Source organism: Janthinobacterium agaricidamnosum NBRC 102515 = DSM 9628 (genome assembly GCF_000723165.1).
In the GTDB taxonomy this organism is placed as follows: domain Bacteria; phylum Pseudomonadota; class Gammaproteobacteria; order Burkholderiales; family Burkholderiaceae_D; genus Janthinobacterium; species Janthinobacterium agaricidamnosum.
Genome location: NZ_HG322949.1, coordinates 1403775 through 1421252, shown reverse-complemented (window position 1 = coordinate 1421252; position 17478 = coordinate 1403775). Strand labels below are relative to the sequence as shown.

Here is a 17478-nt window from a genome sequence, read left to right as displayed (position 1 = left end):
GGACCAGGCGTGAGGAGCAAGCGTGGCGAGCCACGCGACGACGATCAACGCAGTCCCCGCTACTGAGGGGCGCCAGAAGAGGGCGTATTCATCTACTGGGATAGGCTCTTAGCGCGGCAACAAGTCGATATCGCCCGGCGCACGCAAAAAATCGGCCAGCACACTGTTTAAAAACGGCAAGCTGGCCGCATAGCGGGCCAATCCCAGATGTTGCGCAGCAAAATAATGCGCAATGATATCGCCCTGCTGTTCCATATTAAAACTGGACAAGGGCCGACCAGCCGCCGCCGCATCGTAGCGATACGCGCGCCGCCTGAAATATCCCCCCTTCAACGCCAGGCACAAGCCGCGCCACATGACGGGATAACCGAGTTGCCACTGCCACACATGCACCATTTCATGCATGAAGAACAGCTTGCCGCGCACATCGTCGCGTGAAAAATCGGCGCGGTATTCCGGGTCGCGGAAATATAAGTTGCCGTTCGGCGTGATCGCCGTGTGGCGGTTTTGCAAACCGAACGGCAGATACGAGCGATTGCATACCCGCACCCTGGCGTAATCGATCGCATCGCGGAACACCAGCCGCGCCATCGCCGTTTCGCCGCGCGTCAGCGGCCGTGCCTGTGTACTCATGCGTACCATCTTAAAATGAAAAACGCCCGCCGCTATTTGACGGTCGTCAAATAGCGGCGGGCGCAGGATGCCAAAACGCGCGGATTAACGCAGGCCGCTGGCCGCCATCGCCAACTGGGTGATGCGGTCCCAGTTACCCGATTGCAGCGCGTCTTTCGGCGTCAGCCACGAACCGCCGACGCAGGCGACGTTTTTGCACGCCAGGAATTGCGAGGCGGTTTCTTGCGAAATGCCGCCGGTCGGGCAGAACGTCACGTCCGGCAACGGGCCGTAAATCGCGTTCAGCATGCCGACGCCGCCAGCCGGTACCGCCGGGAACAGTTTCAATTGCTGGAAGCCATGTTCACGCGCGGCCATCACTTCGCCCGGCGTCATCACACCCGGCAACAACGGCAAGCCGCTGCTTTTCGCCGCGGCGATCAAGGCCGGGGTCAGGCCCGGCGACACGCCGAACACCGCGCCGGCGTCGCGCGCGGCGACGAATTCTTCAGGCTTGGTCAGGGTGCCGACGCCGACGATGGCGCCCGGCACCGCCGACATGGCGCGGATCGCTTCCAGGCCATGCTTGGTGCGCAACGTTACTTCCAGCACCCGGATGCCGCCGGCCACCAGCGCGCGCGCCAGCGGTACCGCGTGTTCAGGGTCGTCGATCGCGATCACGGGGATCACGCTCGAGGTGCGCATAATTTCCAGTAAGGTCATTGTCATATCATTTCTTCAACAAAGTGTCTTCATCGGATCCCGGCACGGTTTCGCCGACAGACTCGGCTTCGTGCAAGGCAACGGTTGTCGGAATCGGCGAAGGCAGGCCAAAGGTGGTGGCGCCCTCTTCCGCCGCACTGACGGTGGAACGGAACATCGCAAACAATTCACGGCCCATGCCGATGTGATTCGGCGACAGGTCGGTCTGCGCCAGCGAGCGCGCATGCCAGACATCGGCCGGCACCAGCGCTTCGAGCACGCCGGTGAAGGCGTCGAGGCGGATGATATCGCCGTCGCGCACCAGGCCGAGCGGACCGCCGGCCAGGATTTCAGGGGAAACGTGGATCGCCGCCGGCACCTTGCCCGACGCGCCCGACATGCGGCCGTCGGTGACCAGCGCGACATGGCGGCCGGCGTCCTGCAAGTTGGCCAGCGCCGGGGTCAGTGCGTGCAATTCCGGCATGCCGTTGGCGCGCGGCCCCTGGAAGCGCAGCACGGCGACAAAGTCGCGCTCCAGCTTGCCAGCCTTGTAGGCGGCCATGAAATCTTCCTGCGAATTGAACACCAGCGCCGGCGCCTCGACGGTGCGGTGTTCCGGCTTGACAGCCGACACTTTCATCACCGCGCGGCCCAGGTTGCCGGCCACCAGGACCATGCCGCCATCCGGCGAGAATGGGGACGCTGGCGTGCGCAGCACGTTGTCGTCGCCGCTGAGCAGCGGAGCGTCTTTCCAGAACACCGTTTCATCGTCGCCGAGGAACGGTTCGGCGCAGTGCGCGCGCAAGCCCTTGCCGAGGATGGTGGTGACGTCGTCGTGCAGCAAGCCGGCGTCGAGCAATTCGCGGATCAGGAAACCGGTGCCGCCAGCCGCGTGGAAATGGTTGACGTCGGCGTCGCCGTTCGGGTAGATGCGCGCCACCAGCGGCACGATGGCCGACAATTCGTTAAAGTCGTTCCAGTCGATCACGATGCCGGCCGCCTTGGCGATCGCCACCAGGTGCAAGGTGTGATTGGTGGAACCGCCGGTGGCCAGCAAGCCGACCACGGCGTTGACGATACATTTCTCATCGACCACATGGCCGACTGGCAGGTAAGAGTCGCTTTGGGCGGTGATCGCGGCGGCGCGCTGGGCGGCGGCGGCGGTCAGCGCATCGCGCAGCGGGGTGTTCGGGGTGATGAAGGCAGCGCCCGGCATATGCAGGCCCATGACTTCCATCAACATCTGGTTGCTGTTGGCGGTGCCGTAGAAGGTACAGGTGCCGGCGCCGTGGTACGACTTCGACTCGCCTTCCAGCAATTCTTCGCGTGTGGCCTTGCCTTGCGCATACAACTGGCGCACCTTGGCCTTGTCCTTGTTCGACAAGCCGCTGGTCATCGGACCGGCCGGTACGAAGACCGCCGGCAAATGGCCGAAGTGCAAGGCGCCGATCAGCAAGCCCGGCACGATCTTGTCGCAGACGCCCAGGTACAAGGCGGCGTCGAACATATTGTGCGACAGGCCGACCGCGGTCGCCATGGCGATCGCGTCGCGCGAAAACAGCGACAACTCCATGCCCGGCTGGCCTTGTGTGACGCCATCGCACATGGCCGGCACGCCGCCGGCGAACTGCGCCACCGCGCCGACTTTGCGCACGGCTTCCTTGATAATGTGCGGAAAGCGTTCAAACGGCTGGTGCGCCGACAGCATATCGTTGTACGAAGAAACAATGGCCACCGACGGCTTTTTGTATTCCTTCAGCGCCAATTTGTCATTGGCCGGGAACGCGGCAAAACCGTGCGCCAGGTTGGTACAGGACAGCGCGCCGCGCTGCACGCCCTTGATGCGCGCCGCATCCAGGTGCGACAGATAGGCGCCGCGCGACGGCCGGCTGCGCTCGATGATGCGCGCTGTTACGGAGGCAACTACTGGATGCAACGCCATGATGGTTTCCTTAAAAATGTGTTTCATGAAATTTTACTACAAAATTCAACGCAGGTTTTGCTTTGATGTTGCTCCACGCGGCATTTTTATCGAAAAAAGTAGTAATATCGACGCTTTCCGGGTCGGCCCAGTGATCTGGCGGAGATCCGTTTTCTCATCGAAAACAGCAAAAAATCAAGGGCGCCCACCTGTTCCGGCATCAAAGTGTAGTGAAATTACCTTTTTTTGATGTACTATTACCAAATTCGGACGACGAAAGCTTGCAGCACCTGCGTTCCAGTCCCCAACCTTGTCCACCAACACGATGCCGCCCACCATGCGCCAGCCAGACAATACTCCAGCAATCCATACCGCCAGCAATTTCCTGAAACTGCAATCGTATTACAAGGAACACCAGGACCAGCAACTGCGCCAGCTGTTCGCCGATCAGCCGCAACGTTTCAAGGAAATGAGCGTCGACGCCGCCGGCCTGTTTCTCGACTATTCGAAAAACCGCCTGGACAGCACCGCGCTCGGCTTGCTGATCGAACTGGCGCGCGAACGTGGCGTTGAACAGCAACGCGAAGCCATGTTCACTGGCGAGAAAATCAATCTTACCGAACATCGGGCGGTTCTGCATACCGCGCTGCGCGCACCGCGCGGCACGACGCTGAACGTCGATGGCCAGGATATCGACAATGACGTGCAGCAAGTACTAAGCCGCGTCAAACGTTTTACCGACCAGGTGCGCAACGGCAGCTGGCTGGGCTACACCGGCAAGCCGATCACCGACATCGTCAACATCGGCATCGGCGGTTCCGACCTGGGTCCGAAAATGGCGGTGCTGGCCTTGCGCTCCTACGCCAATCCTGGCCTGGAAATGCATTTTGTCTCGAACGTCGACGGCCACGACATGGACGCCGCGCTGGCCAGGGTGAATCCGGAAACCACGCTGTTCATCATCGCCTCGAAAACCTTCGTCACCGCTGAAACCATGCTCAACGCCAATACGGCGCGCGCCTGGTTCCTCAGCGCCGGCCAGCCGGCCGACCTGGCCAGGCACTTTGTCGCGGTGTCGACCAATACCGAAGCGATCAAGACGTTCGGCATCGATCCGGAAAACATGTTCCCGTTCTGGGACTGGGTCGGCGGCCGTTATTCGGTATGGTCGTCGATCGGCCTGGCGGTGGCGCTGGCGGTCGGTTTCGAATACTTCAGCGACTTCCTGGCCGGCGCGCATGCGATGGACCGCCATTTCCGCGAGGCGCCGCTGGAACACAACATGCCGGTGATACTGGCCATGGTCGGTTTCTGGAACCGCCAATTCCTCGACTGCGGTTCGGTCTCGATCGCCGCCTACCACCAGGACTTGAGCCGTTTCGCCGCCTATCTGCAACAACTGGATATGGAAAGCAACGGCAAGCGCGTCACCAAGGGCGGTGAAACCGTGCAAGTGCCGACCGGTCCGGTGATCTGGGGCGATTGCGGCACCAACGCCCAGCACGCCTATTTCCAATTACTGCACCAAGGCACCGACATCGTGCCGATCGACTTCATCGCCGCGCTGCGCCCGACCCACGACTTGCCGGGCCATCACGACGCCTTGCTGGCCAATTGCTTCGCCCAGTCGGAAGCGTTCATGACCGGCAAGACCGGCGCTGAAGTGCGGGCCGACTTGCAAGCCCAGGGCTTGCCGGTCGACGAGATCGAGGCGCTGGTGCCGCACAAGACGTTCCCGGGCAACCGTCCGAGCAACACCATCTTGATGGACCAGTTGACGCCAAGCACCTTGGGCGCGCTGATCGCCTTGTACGAACATAAAACCTTTGTGCAAGGCGTGTTGTGGGACGTCAACAGCTTCGACCAGTGGGGCGTGGAACTGGGCAAGGTACTGGCCAAGAAAATCGAATCGGAATTGAAAGGTGCGGCGCGCCCCGAATTGCACGATAGCTCGACCAACGGCTTGATCGCGCTGGCGCGCGCCGCCAAAGACGCTTTTTGAACGGAGTCACATGACCATTAATGAAATCAAGGTAGTCTCGGATAGCGCCATGCAAGTCGGCGAGTCGCCGCTATGGCTGGCCAAGGAAGCGGCGCTGTACTGGGTCGATATCGACGGCAAGGCGGTGCACCGGCTGGACACCAAAAACGGCAAGCACCAGCAATGGACCATGCCGTCGGAACCGTCGGCGCTGGCGCGCCACAGCGGCGGCGGCCTGGTGGTCGCCTTGCGCAGCGGTTTTGCGCGCCTCGACACGGCCACCGGCAACTTGACGCCGCTGACCGATGCGCCGTACGACACGGCCACCACCCGCTTCAACGACGGCAAGGTCGATCCGGCCGGGCGTTTCTGGGTCGGCACCATCTACGAACCGCGCAGCCAGCCGGCGGCGGAAATGTTCGTGCTGGAAAAGGGCAAGATCCGCAAGGCATGGTCGGGCGGCATGACCGTGTCGAACGGCCTCGGCTTCAGCCCGGACGGGACCAGCCTGTACCACGCCGACACCACCACCCACCGCATCGACCGCTACGATTTTAATCCGGCCAGCGGCGCGTTGGGACCGGCCGCCAGCTTCCAGCGTTTTTCGACCGACAAGGCGAACCACTACGGCGGCCGGCCGGATGGCGCGGCGGTCGATAGCCAGGGCAATTACTGGTGCGCCATGTTCGAAGGCGGCCGGGTATTGCAGATTGCACCGAACGGCGACATCCTGAACGAGATCGCCTTGCCGCTGCGCTGCCCGACCATGGTCGCCTTCGGCGGCCCCGACTTGCGCACGCTGTATATCACCAGCGCCAGCCACAACCGTTCAGCCGAAGAGAAGGCGCAATATCCGCTGACCGGACGGGTGCTGTCGGTGCGGGTCGACGTCGCCGGCCGCGAAGAGCCGCCATACATCGGCTAAAGACCGTCAACCAGGCACCGGGGACAACATGTCCCCGGTTTCAGTCAGGCGGCAAGGACTTTGCGTATCGTTTGGGCCAGCTCCGAGGCGACGAATTTGGCCACGTAACCGTCGGCGCCGACGCCTTTGACGTGATCTTCATTGGTCGATCCGGTCAGCGATGAATGGATCACCACCGGGATGCCGCCAAACCGCGTATCGCTCTTGATGTTGCGGGTCAGCGTAAAGCCATCCATTTCCGGCATTTCCAGGTCGGTCAGCACCAGCGCCACCTTGTCCCGGATGTGCTTGCCTTCGGCAAGCGCCTGGTCCGACAGCGCCTGCAGCTTGAGCCACGCTTCCTTGCCGGTCTTGGTCATGATGAAGGGCACGCCCATCGCATCGAGTCCCTGCTCGATCAGCGAGCGCGCCAGCGCCGAATCGTCGGCCGCCAGGATGACCGCGCCGGCCGCCAGCCTGACTTGCGGACCGATACTGCTCTTGTCGACGTCGGGCTCGCTCGACGGCAATACATTGCGCAAGATCTGTTCGACATCCAGCACTTGCGCCAGGCGGGTCTTGTCGGTGTCGCCGTCGAGCCGCGCAATGCTGGTGATCAAGCCGCCGCCGACCGTCGATTCGGCCGACAACACCTGGTTCCATTCGAGACGCACGATTTCATCGACTTCCTCCACCGCGAACGCCTGCGTCGAGCGGGCGAATTCGGTCACCATCAAGATGCGCAGGCCATTGCTCTTGCAGCCGACCGCCATCGGCAAGTCGATCACCGGCACGATCTGGCCGCGGATATTGACCACCCCCAGCATGTGCGGATGCGAACCGGCCACCGAGGTAATCTGCGGCATTTCCATGATCTCGCGGACTTTGAACACATTGATGCCGAATAATTCGCGGCTGCTGGAGTTGTCGCTGGTGCCCAGCTTGAAAAGGAAGAGTTCGAATTTATTATTGCCGGTCAGACTGGTGCGTTCGTCGACGTCTTGTTGCATTGTGCTCATGTTTTCCCCTGTCTACCGTGTATAAATGGCGCCGGCAAAACGGCGCGATCAGATTGCATGCAAGGCGACGCACAGGCAAGTTCGGGGCATGGCGCGGCGCCGGATGGATAGCGATAACGTACTTTGATTATACGTATTTTAATTCTGACAATCATCTTAACTTGCCCAGAGACATGCATTAATCGACAGCTTGTTGCTGTTGCGCAAAAACGTGGGGGCTTAAGGAAAATCACAACTTGCTCATGCCGTTACGCCACCGCAAAACAGCCCCAGCCACCCCGGCAACCTGTTGCCGTGGATCGGCATATAATGAATTCACGTCTGGATCACCTGTCCAGTCACGTAATGTAGTAAAATTTCTTGCATTTGACGTATCTGCGTAGTAAATTTACACAATTGATTGAACTGGCGTTGCAGACCAAGCGCGCCATAAGCAGGCGCCTGCGATGCGGCGTCAGCAAGCACGCGGCACCTCGATCAGCACCCATTCCTGCTCCTTTACTTTTGCGACGACTCTCATATTATGGCTCTTACCGATTTTGACCTGGTTCTGTTTGGCGGCAGCGGCGATTTAGCGATGCGCAAGCTGCTGCCTGCAATGTACGCACGCGACGTGGCGAACGACTTGCCGCCGACTGCACGCATTATTTGCGTCGGCCGTCAGGACAGCGGCCAGGATGCGTTCCTGAAAATCGTCGAAACCAATTCCAAACCGCATATCAAGGCCAGCACGCTGACCGCGCAGGCATGGGCCAAGTTTTGCGAGCGCATCGTCTACGTATCGCTGAACGCGACCGACGCCACCAGCTATGCGCCGCTGATCGAAGCGCTGCGCGCCGACCCGGCGCTGACCCGCGTGTATTACCTGGCCACGCCGCCGCACCTGTTTGCGCAAATTTGCGACAACCTCGACAGCAATCAGCTGGTCACGCCGAATTCGCGCGTGGTGCTGGAAAAACCGCTGGGCCGCGACCTGGCCAGCGCCAAGCAGATCAACGCCGAAGTCGGCCAGGTGTTCGCCGAATCGCAGATCTACCGCATCGACCATTACCTGGGCAAGGAAACCGTCCAGAACTTGATGGCGCTGCGTTTCGGTAACATCCTGTTCGAACCGCTGTGGCGCCGCGAATGGATTTCCGACGTACAAATCACGATCGCCGAAAAACTCGGCGTCGGCAACCGCATGGGCTATTACGACACGTCCGGCGCGCTGCGCGACATGCTGCAAAACCATTTGCTGCAATTGCTGTGCATCGTCGCGATGGAACCGCCGACGTCGATTTCGTCGGACGCGGTGCGCGATGAAAAATTGCAAGTGCTGCGCTCGCTGAAAAAATTCACGCCGACCACGCTGGCGCAAAACATCGTGCGCGGCCAATACCGCGCCGGCCATGTCGATGGCAAAGCCGTGCCGAGCTACCGCGACGAACCGGATGCGCCGGAACATTCACGCACCGAAACCTTTGTCGCGCTGAAAGCGGAAATCGACACCTGGCGCTGGGCCGGCGTGCCGTTTTACCTGCGCACCGGCAAGCGCATGTCCGACAGCCTGGCCGAGATCGTGGTGCGCTTCAAGCAAATCCCGCATTCGATCTTCAACCAGCCGACCTCCAGCTTCCAGCCGAACTGCCTGGTGATCCGCTTGCAGCCGGACGAAGGCTTGCGCATGAACCTGATGGCGAAAACCCCGGGCGACGGCATGCGCCTGAAACCGGCCGAACTGGAACTCGATTTCCGCGAATCGTTCAAGACGCCGCGCATGGACGCCTACGAGCGCTTGCTGCTGGACGTGCTGCGCGGCCAACTGACGCTGTTCATGCGCGGCGACGAACTGGAAGCGGCCTGGGAATGGGTCGAACCGATCCTCGACAGCTGGGAACAGAACGACAGCGCGCCGCTGCCGTACAGCGCCGGCACCTGGGGCCCGGCCGCGGCCAGCGCGCTGATCGGCCGCGACGGCTTGCAATGGCGCGAAGAAGCGCTGCCGGAAGATTAATGCTGCTCGATTCGATCCGGACCCAGCTCGACTCCTTATCCAAATCGGAAAAAAAAGTCGCGCTGGCGGTACTGGAACAGCCGGGCTTGACGGTCAGCCAGAACATCACCGCGCTGGCCAGGAGCGCGCAAGTGTCGGAGCCGACCGTGGTGCGCTTTTGCCGCACCCTCGGCTACGACGGCTGGCATGAATTCAAGCTGAAACTGGCGCAGGGCCTGGCGCTGGCGATGCCGGGCGCCAACGAGCAACCGGCGCAGGACGACCTGGCGGCGGACTTGATCAACAAGATTTGCAGCCGCTCGATCAACACCCTGCTCGACTTGCGCAACAACCTGAACCCGGACGCGATCCAGCGCGCGCTCGACATCCTGTCGCGCGCCAGCAAGATCGAGTTTTACGGCCAGGGCACGTCCGGCATCGTGGCCGCCGACGCGCAGCATAAATTCTTCCGCTCCGGCGTGCCGACGGTGGCCTACGCCGACCCGAACATCCACAGCATCGCCGCGGCCCTGTTGCGCAGCGGCGATGCGGTGGTCGCGATTTCGCAGCGCGGCAACAGCCCGGCGCTGGTGCGCTCGGTCAAGCTGGCGCGCCGCGGCGGCGCCGACGTGATCGTGCTGGCGCCGTCCGGCACGCCGCTGGCGGACCTGGCGACGGTGCTGATCCCGATCGACCTGGTGTTCAACACCGATCCGTACACGCCGATTTCGGCGCGCCTGGCCTACCTGGTGGTGATCGACGTACTGGCGGTCGGGCTGGCCTTGCAGCGCGGTCCGGAATTCCGCAAGAAGATGCAAAATGCCCAAAAAGCGTTGCAGGAATTCGATATGCAATTCGATTCCTTTATCGGGTGAAACAAAACCACGCCCGCAGTGACATAAAACCACGCCCGCGCGCAGAATTGGGCGCCGAGCGGCGTCGAGCGGCGACAATTTCGGTACAATACTTGCGGCACTTCCCATCACCACTTTTTTTAGCGCAGCCATGAACCAACTCGAACAGCTCAAGCAATTCACCACCGTGGTGGCCGACACCGGCGACTTCCAATCGATCCAGGCCTACACCCCGCGCGATGCGACCACCAATCCATCGCTGATCTTGAAGGCCGTGCAAAAAGCAGAGTACAAGCCGCTGCTGGAAAAAGCCGTGCGCGACCATCCGGAAGCGTCGAACAGCGACATCATCGATCATTTGCTGATCGCTTTCGGTACCGAAATCCTGAAAACCATCCCGGGCCGCGTCTCGACCGAAATCGACGCCCGCCTGTCATTCGACACCGAAGGTTCGGTGGCCAAGGGCCGCGAACTGATCGCGCTGTATGAAAAGGCCGGCATCGCCCGCGAACGCGTGCTGATCAAGATGGCGTCGACCTGGGAAAGCATCCGCGCCGCCGAAATCCTGGAACGCGAAGGCATCCATTGCAATATGACCTTGCTGTTCTCGCTGGCCCAGGCAATCGCCTGCGCCGAAGCGGGCGCCAAGCTGATTTCGCCCTTCGTCGGCCGCATCTACGACTGGTACAAGAAATCGACCGGCATCGAGTATGCCGGCGCCGAAGATCCGGGCGTGCAATCGGTCAAGCGCATCTACAACTACTACCGCAAGTTCGGCTACGACACCGAAGTGATGGGCGCGAGCTTCCGCAACACTTCGCAAATCATCGAACTGGCCGGCTGCGACTTGCTGACCATCAGCCCCGACCTGCTGCAGCAACTGGCCGACAGCGACGCGCCACTGGAGCGCAAGCTGACCGCCGAAGCGGCGCCAGCCTCGAACGTGGTGCAAATCTCGCTCGACGAAAAAGCCTTCCGCTTCATGCTCAATGAAGATGCGATGGCGACTGAAAAACTGGCCGAAGGCATCCGCGCATTCTGCGTCGATTCCGGCAAGCTGAAACAGATGATCGCGGCGCTGCGCTAAGAGCCTATCCCAGTAGTGAGCGTCTTGTTCTGGCCGCGCATCGGGAGCGCGGACCAGGCGTGAGGAGGACGCGTGGCGGGCCACGCGACGACGAGCAACGCAGTCCCCGTTCCTGAGGAGCGCCAGAACAGGGCGTATTCATCTACTGGGATAGGCTCTAAGCAAGCCGATAGCGATTCGAGCAGTCGATTCGCGCAGTCAAGAAGCCGGCGCCCGCCGGCTTTTTTTTCGTCATAAAACGTTCCCTGAACTTGCCCAGCAATCACAACCCTTTTCAGCAGGAATCATGCTGCTGAAAAGCGCGCAAAAACATCCATACGCGATTTTCCCAGTGTATTAGAATAGGTCGAAATGTGATCATTATTGCAATAAAAAAATAATTCAGCCGGTCAATAAACACCCTCCTTTTACGAGACGACTCCATGAAAACAGTGACTCGTTATATGTTTATGGTGCTTACTTTGCTGTTGTGCATGCTATCCGCCTGCCGCGACAAGACCGCGACTGATCCCGCCGCAGGCGCGCCACCGCCGCCGACCGTGGCCGTGGCCAGCGCGACGCGCGGCGCGCTGGCCATCAGCAGCGAATTGCCCGGTCGTATAGAAGCGTCGCGCATCGCCCAGGTGCGCGCGCGCACGCCCGGCATCGTGCTGCAGCGGGTGTTTCGCGAAGGCGGCGACGTCAAGGCTGGCGAAGTGCTGTTCCGCATCGACCCGGCCAGTTTCCAGGCCAGTTACAACAGCGCCCAGGCGGCGGTACTGAAAGCGGACGCCAACCTGGCGCAAGCCGACCTGAAAGCCAGACGCTACCAGCAGCTGGCCGGCGCCGGCGCCGTCAGCACCCAGGAATACGACGACGCCGTGACGGCGCAGAAGCAGGCCAACGCCGACCTCGCCACCGCCAGGGCGGCGCGCCAGAACGCCGGCCTGACGCTGGGCTACGCCACCGTGACGGCGCCGATCGCCGGACGCATCGGCCGCGCGCTGGTCACCGAGGGCGCGCTGGTCGGCCAGGGCGAAGCGACGCCGATGGCCACTATCCAGCAACTCGATCCGATCTACGTCACCATCACGCAATCGTCGACCGAACTGCTGCGCCTGCAGCGCGCGCTGGAAGCCGGCAAGTTGAAAAGCGCTGGCGCCGGCCAGGCCAGGGTGACGCTGGTCACCGAAGATGGACAAACCTATCCGCATGACGGCAAGCTGCTGTTTGCCGATATCAGCGTCGATGAAAGTTCCGGCTCGGTATCGATGCGCGCCGCATTCCCGAATCCGCAGCGGGTACTGTTGCCGGGCATGTATGTGCGCGCCAGACTGGAACAGGCGGTCGATGAAACCGCCATCACGGTGCCGCAGCAGGCGGTGTTACGCAATCCGGAAGGCGCGTCGGTGATGCTGGTCGGGACCGATAACAAGGTGCTGGTGCAGCCAGTCACGGCCACTACCGCGCAGGGCGACCGCTGGGTCATCGGCAGCGGCTTGAAGGGCGGCGAAAAGGTCATCGTCGAAGGGTTCCAGAAGGTCAGGCCGGGCGCGCCGGTGACGCCGGTGGCCTGGGCCGGTCCGCCAGCCGGCAAGCCGTCCGCAACACCATAATCCTCATCACCGTCAGCATCGACCGGGAGCCGCCATGGCCAAGTTCTTCATCGACCGCCCCGTGTTCGCGTGGGTGATCGCCTTATTCATTTTGCTGGGCGGCGCGCTGTCGATCACCCAGTTGCCGGTGGCGCAATACCCGACCATCGCGCCGCCATCGATCGTCATCACCGCCACCTACCCCGGCGCCACCGCGCAAATCCTCGACGACAGCGTGACCAGCGTGATCGAACAGGAAATGAACGGCGCCGACGGCCTTGACTATGTCGAGTCGCAAAGCGAGGCCAATGGGCAAGTCACCATCACCGTCACGTTCCGGCCCGACATCAATCCCGACCTGGCCTCGGTCGACGTGCAAAACCGCATCAAGCGCGTCGAGGCGCGCCTGCCGCAGGCGGTAACGCAGCAAGGCGTGCAGGTCAACAAGGCGCGCAGCAATATCCTGATGTTTGTCGGCCTGTCGTCGACCGACGGCAAGCTCGATCCGACCGCACTGGGCGATTACCTGGCGCGCAACGTGGTCAACGACATCAAGCGCGTGCCCGGCGTCGGCCAGGCGCAATTGTTCGGCACCGAACGGGCCATGCGCATCTGGATCGATCCGGCCAGGCTGGTCGGCCTGAAACTGGTAATCGGCGACGTGGCGGCGGCGATCCGCGCGCAAAACGCGCAAGTCACGTCCGGCACGCTGGGCGACTTGCCCAGTCCCGGCCGGCAAACCTATTCGGCGCCGGTGGTGGTGCGCGGTCAATTGAGTTCGCCCGAGGAATTCGGCAAGATCGTATTGCGGGCCAATCCGGACGGCTCGGTGGTGCGGCTGTCGGACGTGGCGCGCATCGAACTGGGCGGCCAAAGCTACGGCATCAGCGCACGGCTGAACGGCGCGCCGTTTTCAGCGATCGGCGTGCAATTGAACCTGACCGGCAATGCGCTGCAAACCGCCAACGCGGTCAAGGCCAAGATGGAAGAGCTGGCCAAATATTTCCCGGCCGGCGTCAAGTACACCATCCCCTACGATACCTCGACCTTCGTCAGGATTTCTATCGAGGAAGTGGTCAAGACGCTGCTCGAAGCGGTGCTGCTGGTGTTCCTGGTGATGTATCTGTTCCTGCAAAATTTCCGCTATACGCTGATCCCCACCATCGTGGTGCCGGTGGCGCTGATGGGTACCTTCGCGGCGATGCAGATCTTCGGTTTTTCCATCAATGTGCTGACCATGTTCGGCATGGTGCTGGCGATCGGCATCCTGGTCGACGACGCCATCGTAGTGGTGGAAAACGTCGAGCGCATCATGAGCGAGGAAGGCTTGTCGCCGCGCGAGGCGACCCGCAAGGCGATGTCGCAAATCACCGGCGCGATCATCGGCATCACACTGGTGCTGATCGCGGTATTCATCCCGATGGCGTTTTTCGGCGGCGCGGTCGGCGCGATCTACCGCCAGTTTTCACTGTCGATGGTGGCGGCGATGGTGTTTTCGGCGCTGATGGCGCTGAGCCTGACGCCGGCCTTGTGCGCCACCATGTTAAAGCCGGTCGAAGCCGGCCGGCACGTCGAGAAAAAAGGCTTTTTCGGCTGGTTCAACCGGCGCTTCAAGCGCACCGCCAACGGCTACCAGGGCTGGGTCGGGCGCATCCTGGCGCGCAGCGGACGCTACCTGCTGATCTACGGCCTGATCCTGCTATGCGTCGGCTGGCTGTACCAGCGCCTGCCCTCGTCGTTCCTGCCGAACGAAGACCAGGGCTACATCGTCACCAATGTGCAATTGCCGGCCGGCGCATCGGCCAGCCGCACCATGGAAGTGCTGAACAAAGTAGAAGATTATTTCAGCAAGCAGCCGGGCGTGGCGCGCACCATCGCCGTGGCCGGCTTCAGTTTTTCGGGCAACGGCCAGAATGCCGGCCTGGTATTCGTGCCGCTGAAGGACTGGAGCGAGCGCGGCGCCGACCAGTCGGCCGTAGCGATCGCCGGCAGGGCTTTCGGCGCGCTGTCCGGCATCCCGGACGCCATCATCTATCCGCTCAGTCCACCGCCGATCCGCGAGCTGGGCAACGCCACCGGCATCACGGTCCGGCTGCAAGACCGCGCCAGCCTGGGACACGACGCGCTGATCGCGGCGCGCAACCAGTTGCTCGGCATGGCCGGCAAGGGCGGCATCATCAGCGGCTTGCGGCCGGAAGGACTGGAAGACGCGCCGCAACTGTCGCTCGACATCGACCGCGACAAGGCCAATGCGCTCGGCGTGGCGTTCGACGATATCAACAGCATGCTGTCGAACGCGCTTGGTTCCGCTTATGTCAACGACTTCGCCAGCGCCGGCCGCCAGCAGCGCGTCATCATCCAGGCCGATGCGCCGCAGCGCTTGCAGCCGGAAGATATTTTAAAACTGAATGTGCGCAGCGCCAGCGGCATGATGGTGCCGTTTTCGTCCTTCGCGCAATCGCACTGGATCGTCGGGCCGGTGCAACTGGTGCGCTACAACGGCTATCCGGCGATCAAGCTGTCGGGCGACGCCGCGCCGGGACGCAGCAGCGGCGAGGCGATGGATGAACTGGAGCGGCTGGCGGCGCAATTGCCGCCCGGTTTCGGCATCGAATGGACCGGCCAGTCGCTGGAAGAAAAGACCTCCGGTTCGCAGGCGCCGGCGCTGTTCGCGCTGTCGCTGCTGGCGGCCTTCCTGGTGCTGGCCGCGCTGTACGAAAGCGCCACGATACCGGTCGCGGTGCTGCTGGTGGTGCCGCTGGGCGTGCTCGGCGCGCTGCTCGGCGCCACGCTGCGCGGCTTGCCGGATGATGTGTATTTCAAGGTCGGCCTGATCGCCATCATCGGCCTGTCGGCCAAGAACGCGATCCTGATCATCGAATTCGCCAAGGATTTGCAGGCGCAGGGCAAGGGCTTGACCGAAGCGACGCTGGAAGCGGTGCACCTGCGCTTCCGGCCCATCATCATGACGTCGCTGGCCTTCATCCTCGGCGTGCTGCCGCTGGTGATCGCGCGCGGCGCCGGTTCGGCCAGCCAGCGCGCCATCGGCACCGGCGTGATGGGCGGCATGATCACCGCCACGCTGCTGGCGGTATTCCTGGTGCCGGTATTCTTCGTGGTGGTGCGCAAGATCTTCAAGGGCAGCGAGCGCCAGCGCCGGCTGGCCGCGCACGAAATGGAAGCCGCCCGGAATCCGGCGCCGAACCCGCCGGCGGGAGGGCTCCATGATTAACAGACTCTGCGTGATTATCGTATGCCTGCTGGCCGGCTGTTCGCTGGCGCCCGCTTATCAGCGCCCGGCCGCGCCGGTGGCGGCCAGCTATCCGCCGAACGGTCCCGACGCGGCCGGCATTGCCGCCGCCGACACCGGCTGGATCGAGTATTTCGGCGCCGACCCGCGCCTGCGCCAACTGATCGCACTGGCGCTGGAACACAACCGCGACCTGCGCAGCGCCGCGCTGCGCATCGAAGAGGCGCGCGCCCAGTACCACATCCAGCGCGCCGACCGGCTGCCGAACCTGAACGCCAGCCTGGCCGCCAGCCGCGCCCGCACGCCGGCGCCGGCCAGCGTCACCGGCCAGCCGTATGTCAGCGACAGCTACAGCGCGGGCCTCGGCATGCCCTCGTTCGAACTGGATTTTTTCGGCCGCGTGCGCAATCTGAGCGAGGCGGCGCTGTCGCTGTACCTGGCCACCGCCGAAGCCCGGCAGGCGGCGCAAATCAGCCTGGTGGCGGCGGTGGCGCAAGCGTATTACACCGAGCGCGCCTATGCCGAACAAACCGCGCTGGCGCAACAAACCCTGCAGGGCCGCGCGCGCACCTTCGACCTGACCCGCCAGCGCCTGGAAGTGGGCGCCTCGTCGCGGCTCGATTGGCGCCTCAGTGAAACGCTGTACCAAAGCGCGCGGGTCGCGGCGCTAACCCTGGCGCGGCAACGGGCGCAGGCGGAAAATGCGTTGACGCTGCTGGTCGGCCAGCCGCTGGCCGCCGGCGCAAACCCGGGAGGCATGGCCGGCGACGACACCATCGATGCGATGAGCGCGCTGCCGGCCGGCTTGCCATCGGATTTGCTGGTGCGCCGGCCCGACATCCGCGCCGCCGAGCTGCAATTACAAGCAGCCAACGCCAACATCGGCGCGGCGCGCGCCGCCTTTTTCCCGCGCATCAGCCTGACCGCGGCGCTGGGCAGTACCAGCAGCGCCTTTTCCGGCCTGTTCGACAGCGGCTCCGGCACTTGGTCTTACTCGCCGCAACTGCTGCTGCCGATCTTCGACGCCGGCCGCAACCGCGCCAACCTGAGCCTGGCCGAAGCCCGTAACAACCTGGCCGTCGCCGCCTATGAAAAAACCATCCAGGTCGCATTCCGCGAAGTAGCCGACGCGCTGGCGGCGCGCACTTACCTGGGCGATCAGGTCAACGCGCAACGCGCGGTGCAGGATGCGCAAGCCGAACGGCTGTCGCTGCTGCAACTGCGTTTTGCCAACGGCGTCTCCAGCACGCTCGACGTGCTCGACGCGCAGCGCGAACTGTTCAGCGCCCAGCAGGACCTGGTGCAGGCGCGGCTGCTGCGCACCAACAGCGCCATCGACCTGTACCGGGCGCTGGGCGGAGGCTGGAAATAAAACGGTCTCTCTCTCAGCCATGCACCGCGCGACCGTCCGCGGCGCCTGAATACCTGACTTTTTCAATACTAAAAGTAAATAAACAATATAGTGCAATATGTATTTTCACTTACCATCAAGATTGACACTACGTCATCGACAGTGCATTTATTAGGAAAAATACCAGGCGTCATGCGGGCTGAACAGGCATAATTGCACATCGACATTTACATTAAATTTACTAAAAT

At 62.5% G+C, this 17478-nt stretch carries 12 protein-coding genes; 8 read left to right on the top strand and 4 right to left on the bottom strand.

What is annotated here, in order from left to right; translation table 11 throughout:
* Window positions 1–108 precede the first annotated feature (108 nt).
* The 3 genes from GJA_RS06060 to edd all read right to left on the bottom strand — a co-directional run bounded on the left by GJA_RS06060 (window position 109) and on the right by edd (window position 3256).
* Window positions 109–633, bottom strand: a complete 525-nt coding sequence (locus GJA_RS06060; RefSeq protein WP_038498875.1) for a hypothetical protein — start codon at window positions 631–633, stop codon at window positions 109–111.
* Between the two features lie 84 nt (window positions 634–717).
* Entirely contained in the window at window positions 718–1341 is a 624-nt protein-coding gene (eda, locus tag GJA_RS06055) for a bifunctional 4-hydroxy-2-oxoglutarate aldolase/2-dehydro-3-deoxy-phosphogluconate aldolase (protein ID WP_038489912.1), read from the bottom strand.
* Between the two features lies 1 nt (window position 1342).
* Window positions 1343–3256 (bottom strand): phosphogluconate dehydratase, encoded by a 1914-nt coding sequence (gene edd / locus GJA_RS06050; protein ID WP_038498872.1) that lies wholly within the window; start codon window positions 3254–3256, stop codon window positions 1343–1345.
* A gap of 316 nt (window positions 3257–3572) precedes the next feature.
* On the opposite strand from edd, the gene pgi reads away from it, so the two are divergent.
* On the top strand, window positions 3573–5237 hold the full coding sequence (pgi, locus tag GJA_RS06045; RefSeq protein ID WP_038498869.1) for a glucose-6-phosphate isomerase: 1665 nt from the start codon (window positions 3573–3575) through the stop codon (window positions 5235–5237).
* 10 nt (window positions 5238–5247) lie between these two features.
* Window positions 5248–6141 (top strand): SMP-30/gluconolactonase/LRE family protein, encoded by an 894-nt coding sequence (locus tag GJA_RS06040; protein ID WP_038489910.1) that lies wholly within the window; start codon window positions 5248–5250, stop codon window positions 6139–6141.
* Window positions 6142–6185: 44 nt separating this feature from the next.
* On the opposite strand, the gene GJA_RS06035 is transcribed toward GJA_RS06040, so the two are convergent.
* Window positions 6186–7139, bottom strand: a complete 954-nt coding sequence (locus tag GJA_RS06035) for a chemotaxis protein (protein WP_038489907.1) — start codon at window positions 7137–7139, stop codon at window positions 6186–6188.
* A gap of 523 nt (window positions 7140–7662) precedes the next feature.
* On the opposite strand from GJA_RS06035, the gene zwf reads away from it, so the two are divergent.
* The 6 genes from zwf (at window position 7663) to GJA_RS06005 (ending at window position 17251) form a co-directional block, all read left to right on the top strand.
* The gene (zwf, locus tag GJA_RS06030) at window positions 7663–9135 is read left to right on the top strand and encodes a glucose-6-phosphate dehydrogenase (protein ID WP_038489903.1); all 1473 of its coding nucleotides are present in this window, start codon (window positions 7663–7665) and stop codon (window positions 9133–9135) included.
* The gene (locus GJA_RS06025; RefSeq protein WP_038489901.1) at window positions 9135–9989 is read left to right on the top strand and encodes an SIS domain-containing protein; all 855 of its coding nucleotides are present in this window, start codon (window positions 9135–9137) and stop codon (window positions 9987–9989) included. Before zwf ends, GJA_RS06025 begins: the two co-directional genes overlap by 1 nt.
* A gap of 130 nt (window positions 9990–10119) precedes the next feature.
* Complete coding sequence (gene tal / locus GJA_RS06020; protein ID WP_038489898.1) at window positions 10120–11055, top strand: transaldolase; 936 nt, start codon at window positions 10120–10122, stop codon at window positions 11053–11055.
* 422 nt (window positions 11056–11477) lie between these two features.
* A complete protein-coding gene (locus GJA_RS06015) occupies window positions 11478–12650 on the top strand; it encodes an efflux RND transporter periplasmic adaptor subunit (protein ID WP_038489895.1) in 1173 nt (390 codons plus the stop codon).
* Between the two features lie 34 nt (window positions 12651–12684).
* On the top strand, window positions 12685–15861 hold the full coding sequence (locus GJA_RS06010) for an efflux RND transporter permease subunit (RefSeq protein WP_051780360.1): 3177 nt from the start codon (window positions 12685–12687) through the stop codon (window positions 15859–15861).
* Complete coding sequence (locus tag GJA_RS06005) at window positions 15854–17251, top strand: efflux transporter outer membrane subunit (RefSeq protein WP_038489892.1); 1398 nt, start codon at window positions 15854–15856, stop codon at window positions 17249–17251. The genes GJA_RS06010 and GJA_RS06005 overlap by 8 nt, the downstream gene beginning before the upstream one ends.
* Window positions 17252–17478: the final 227 nt, after the last annotated feature.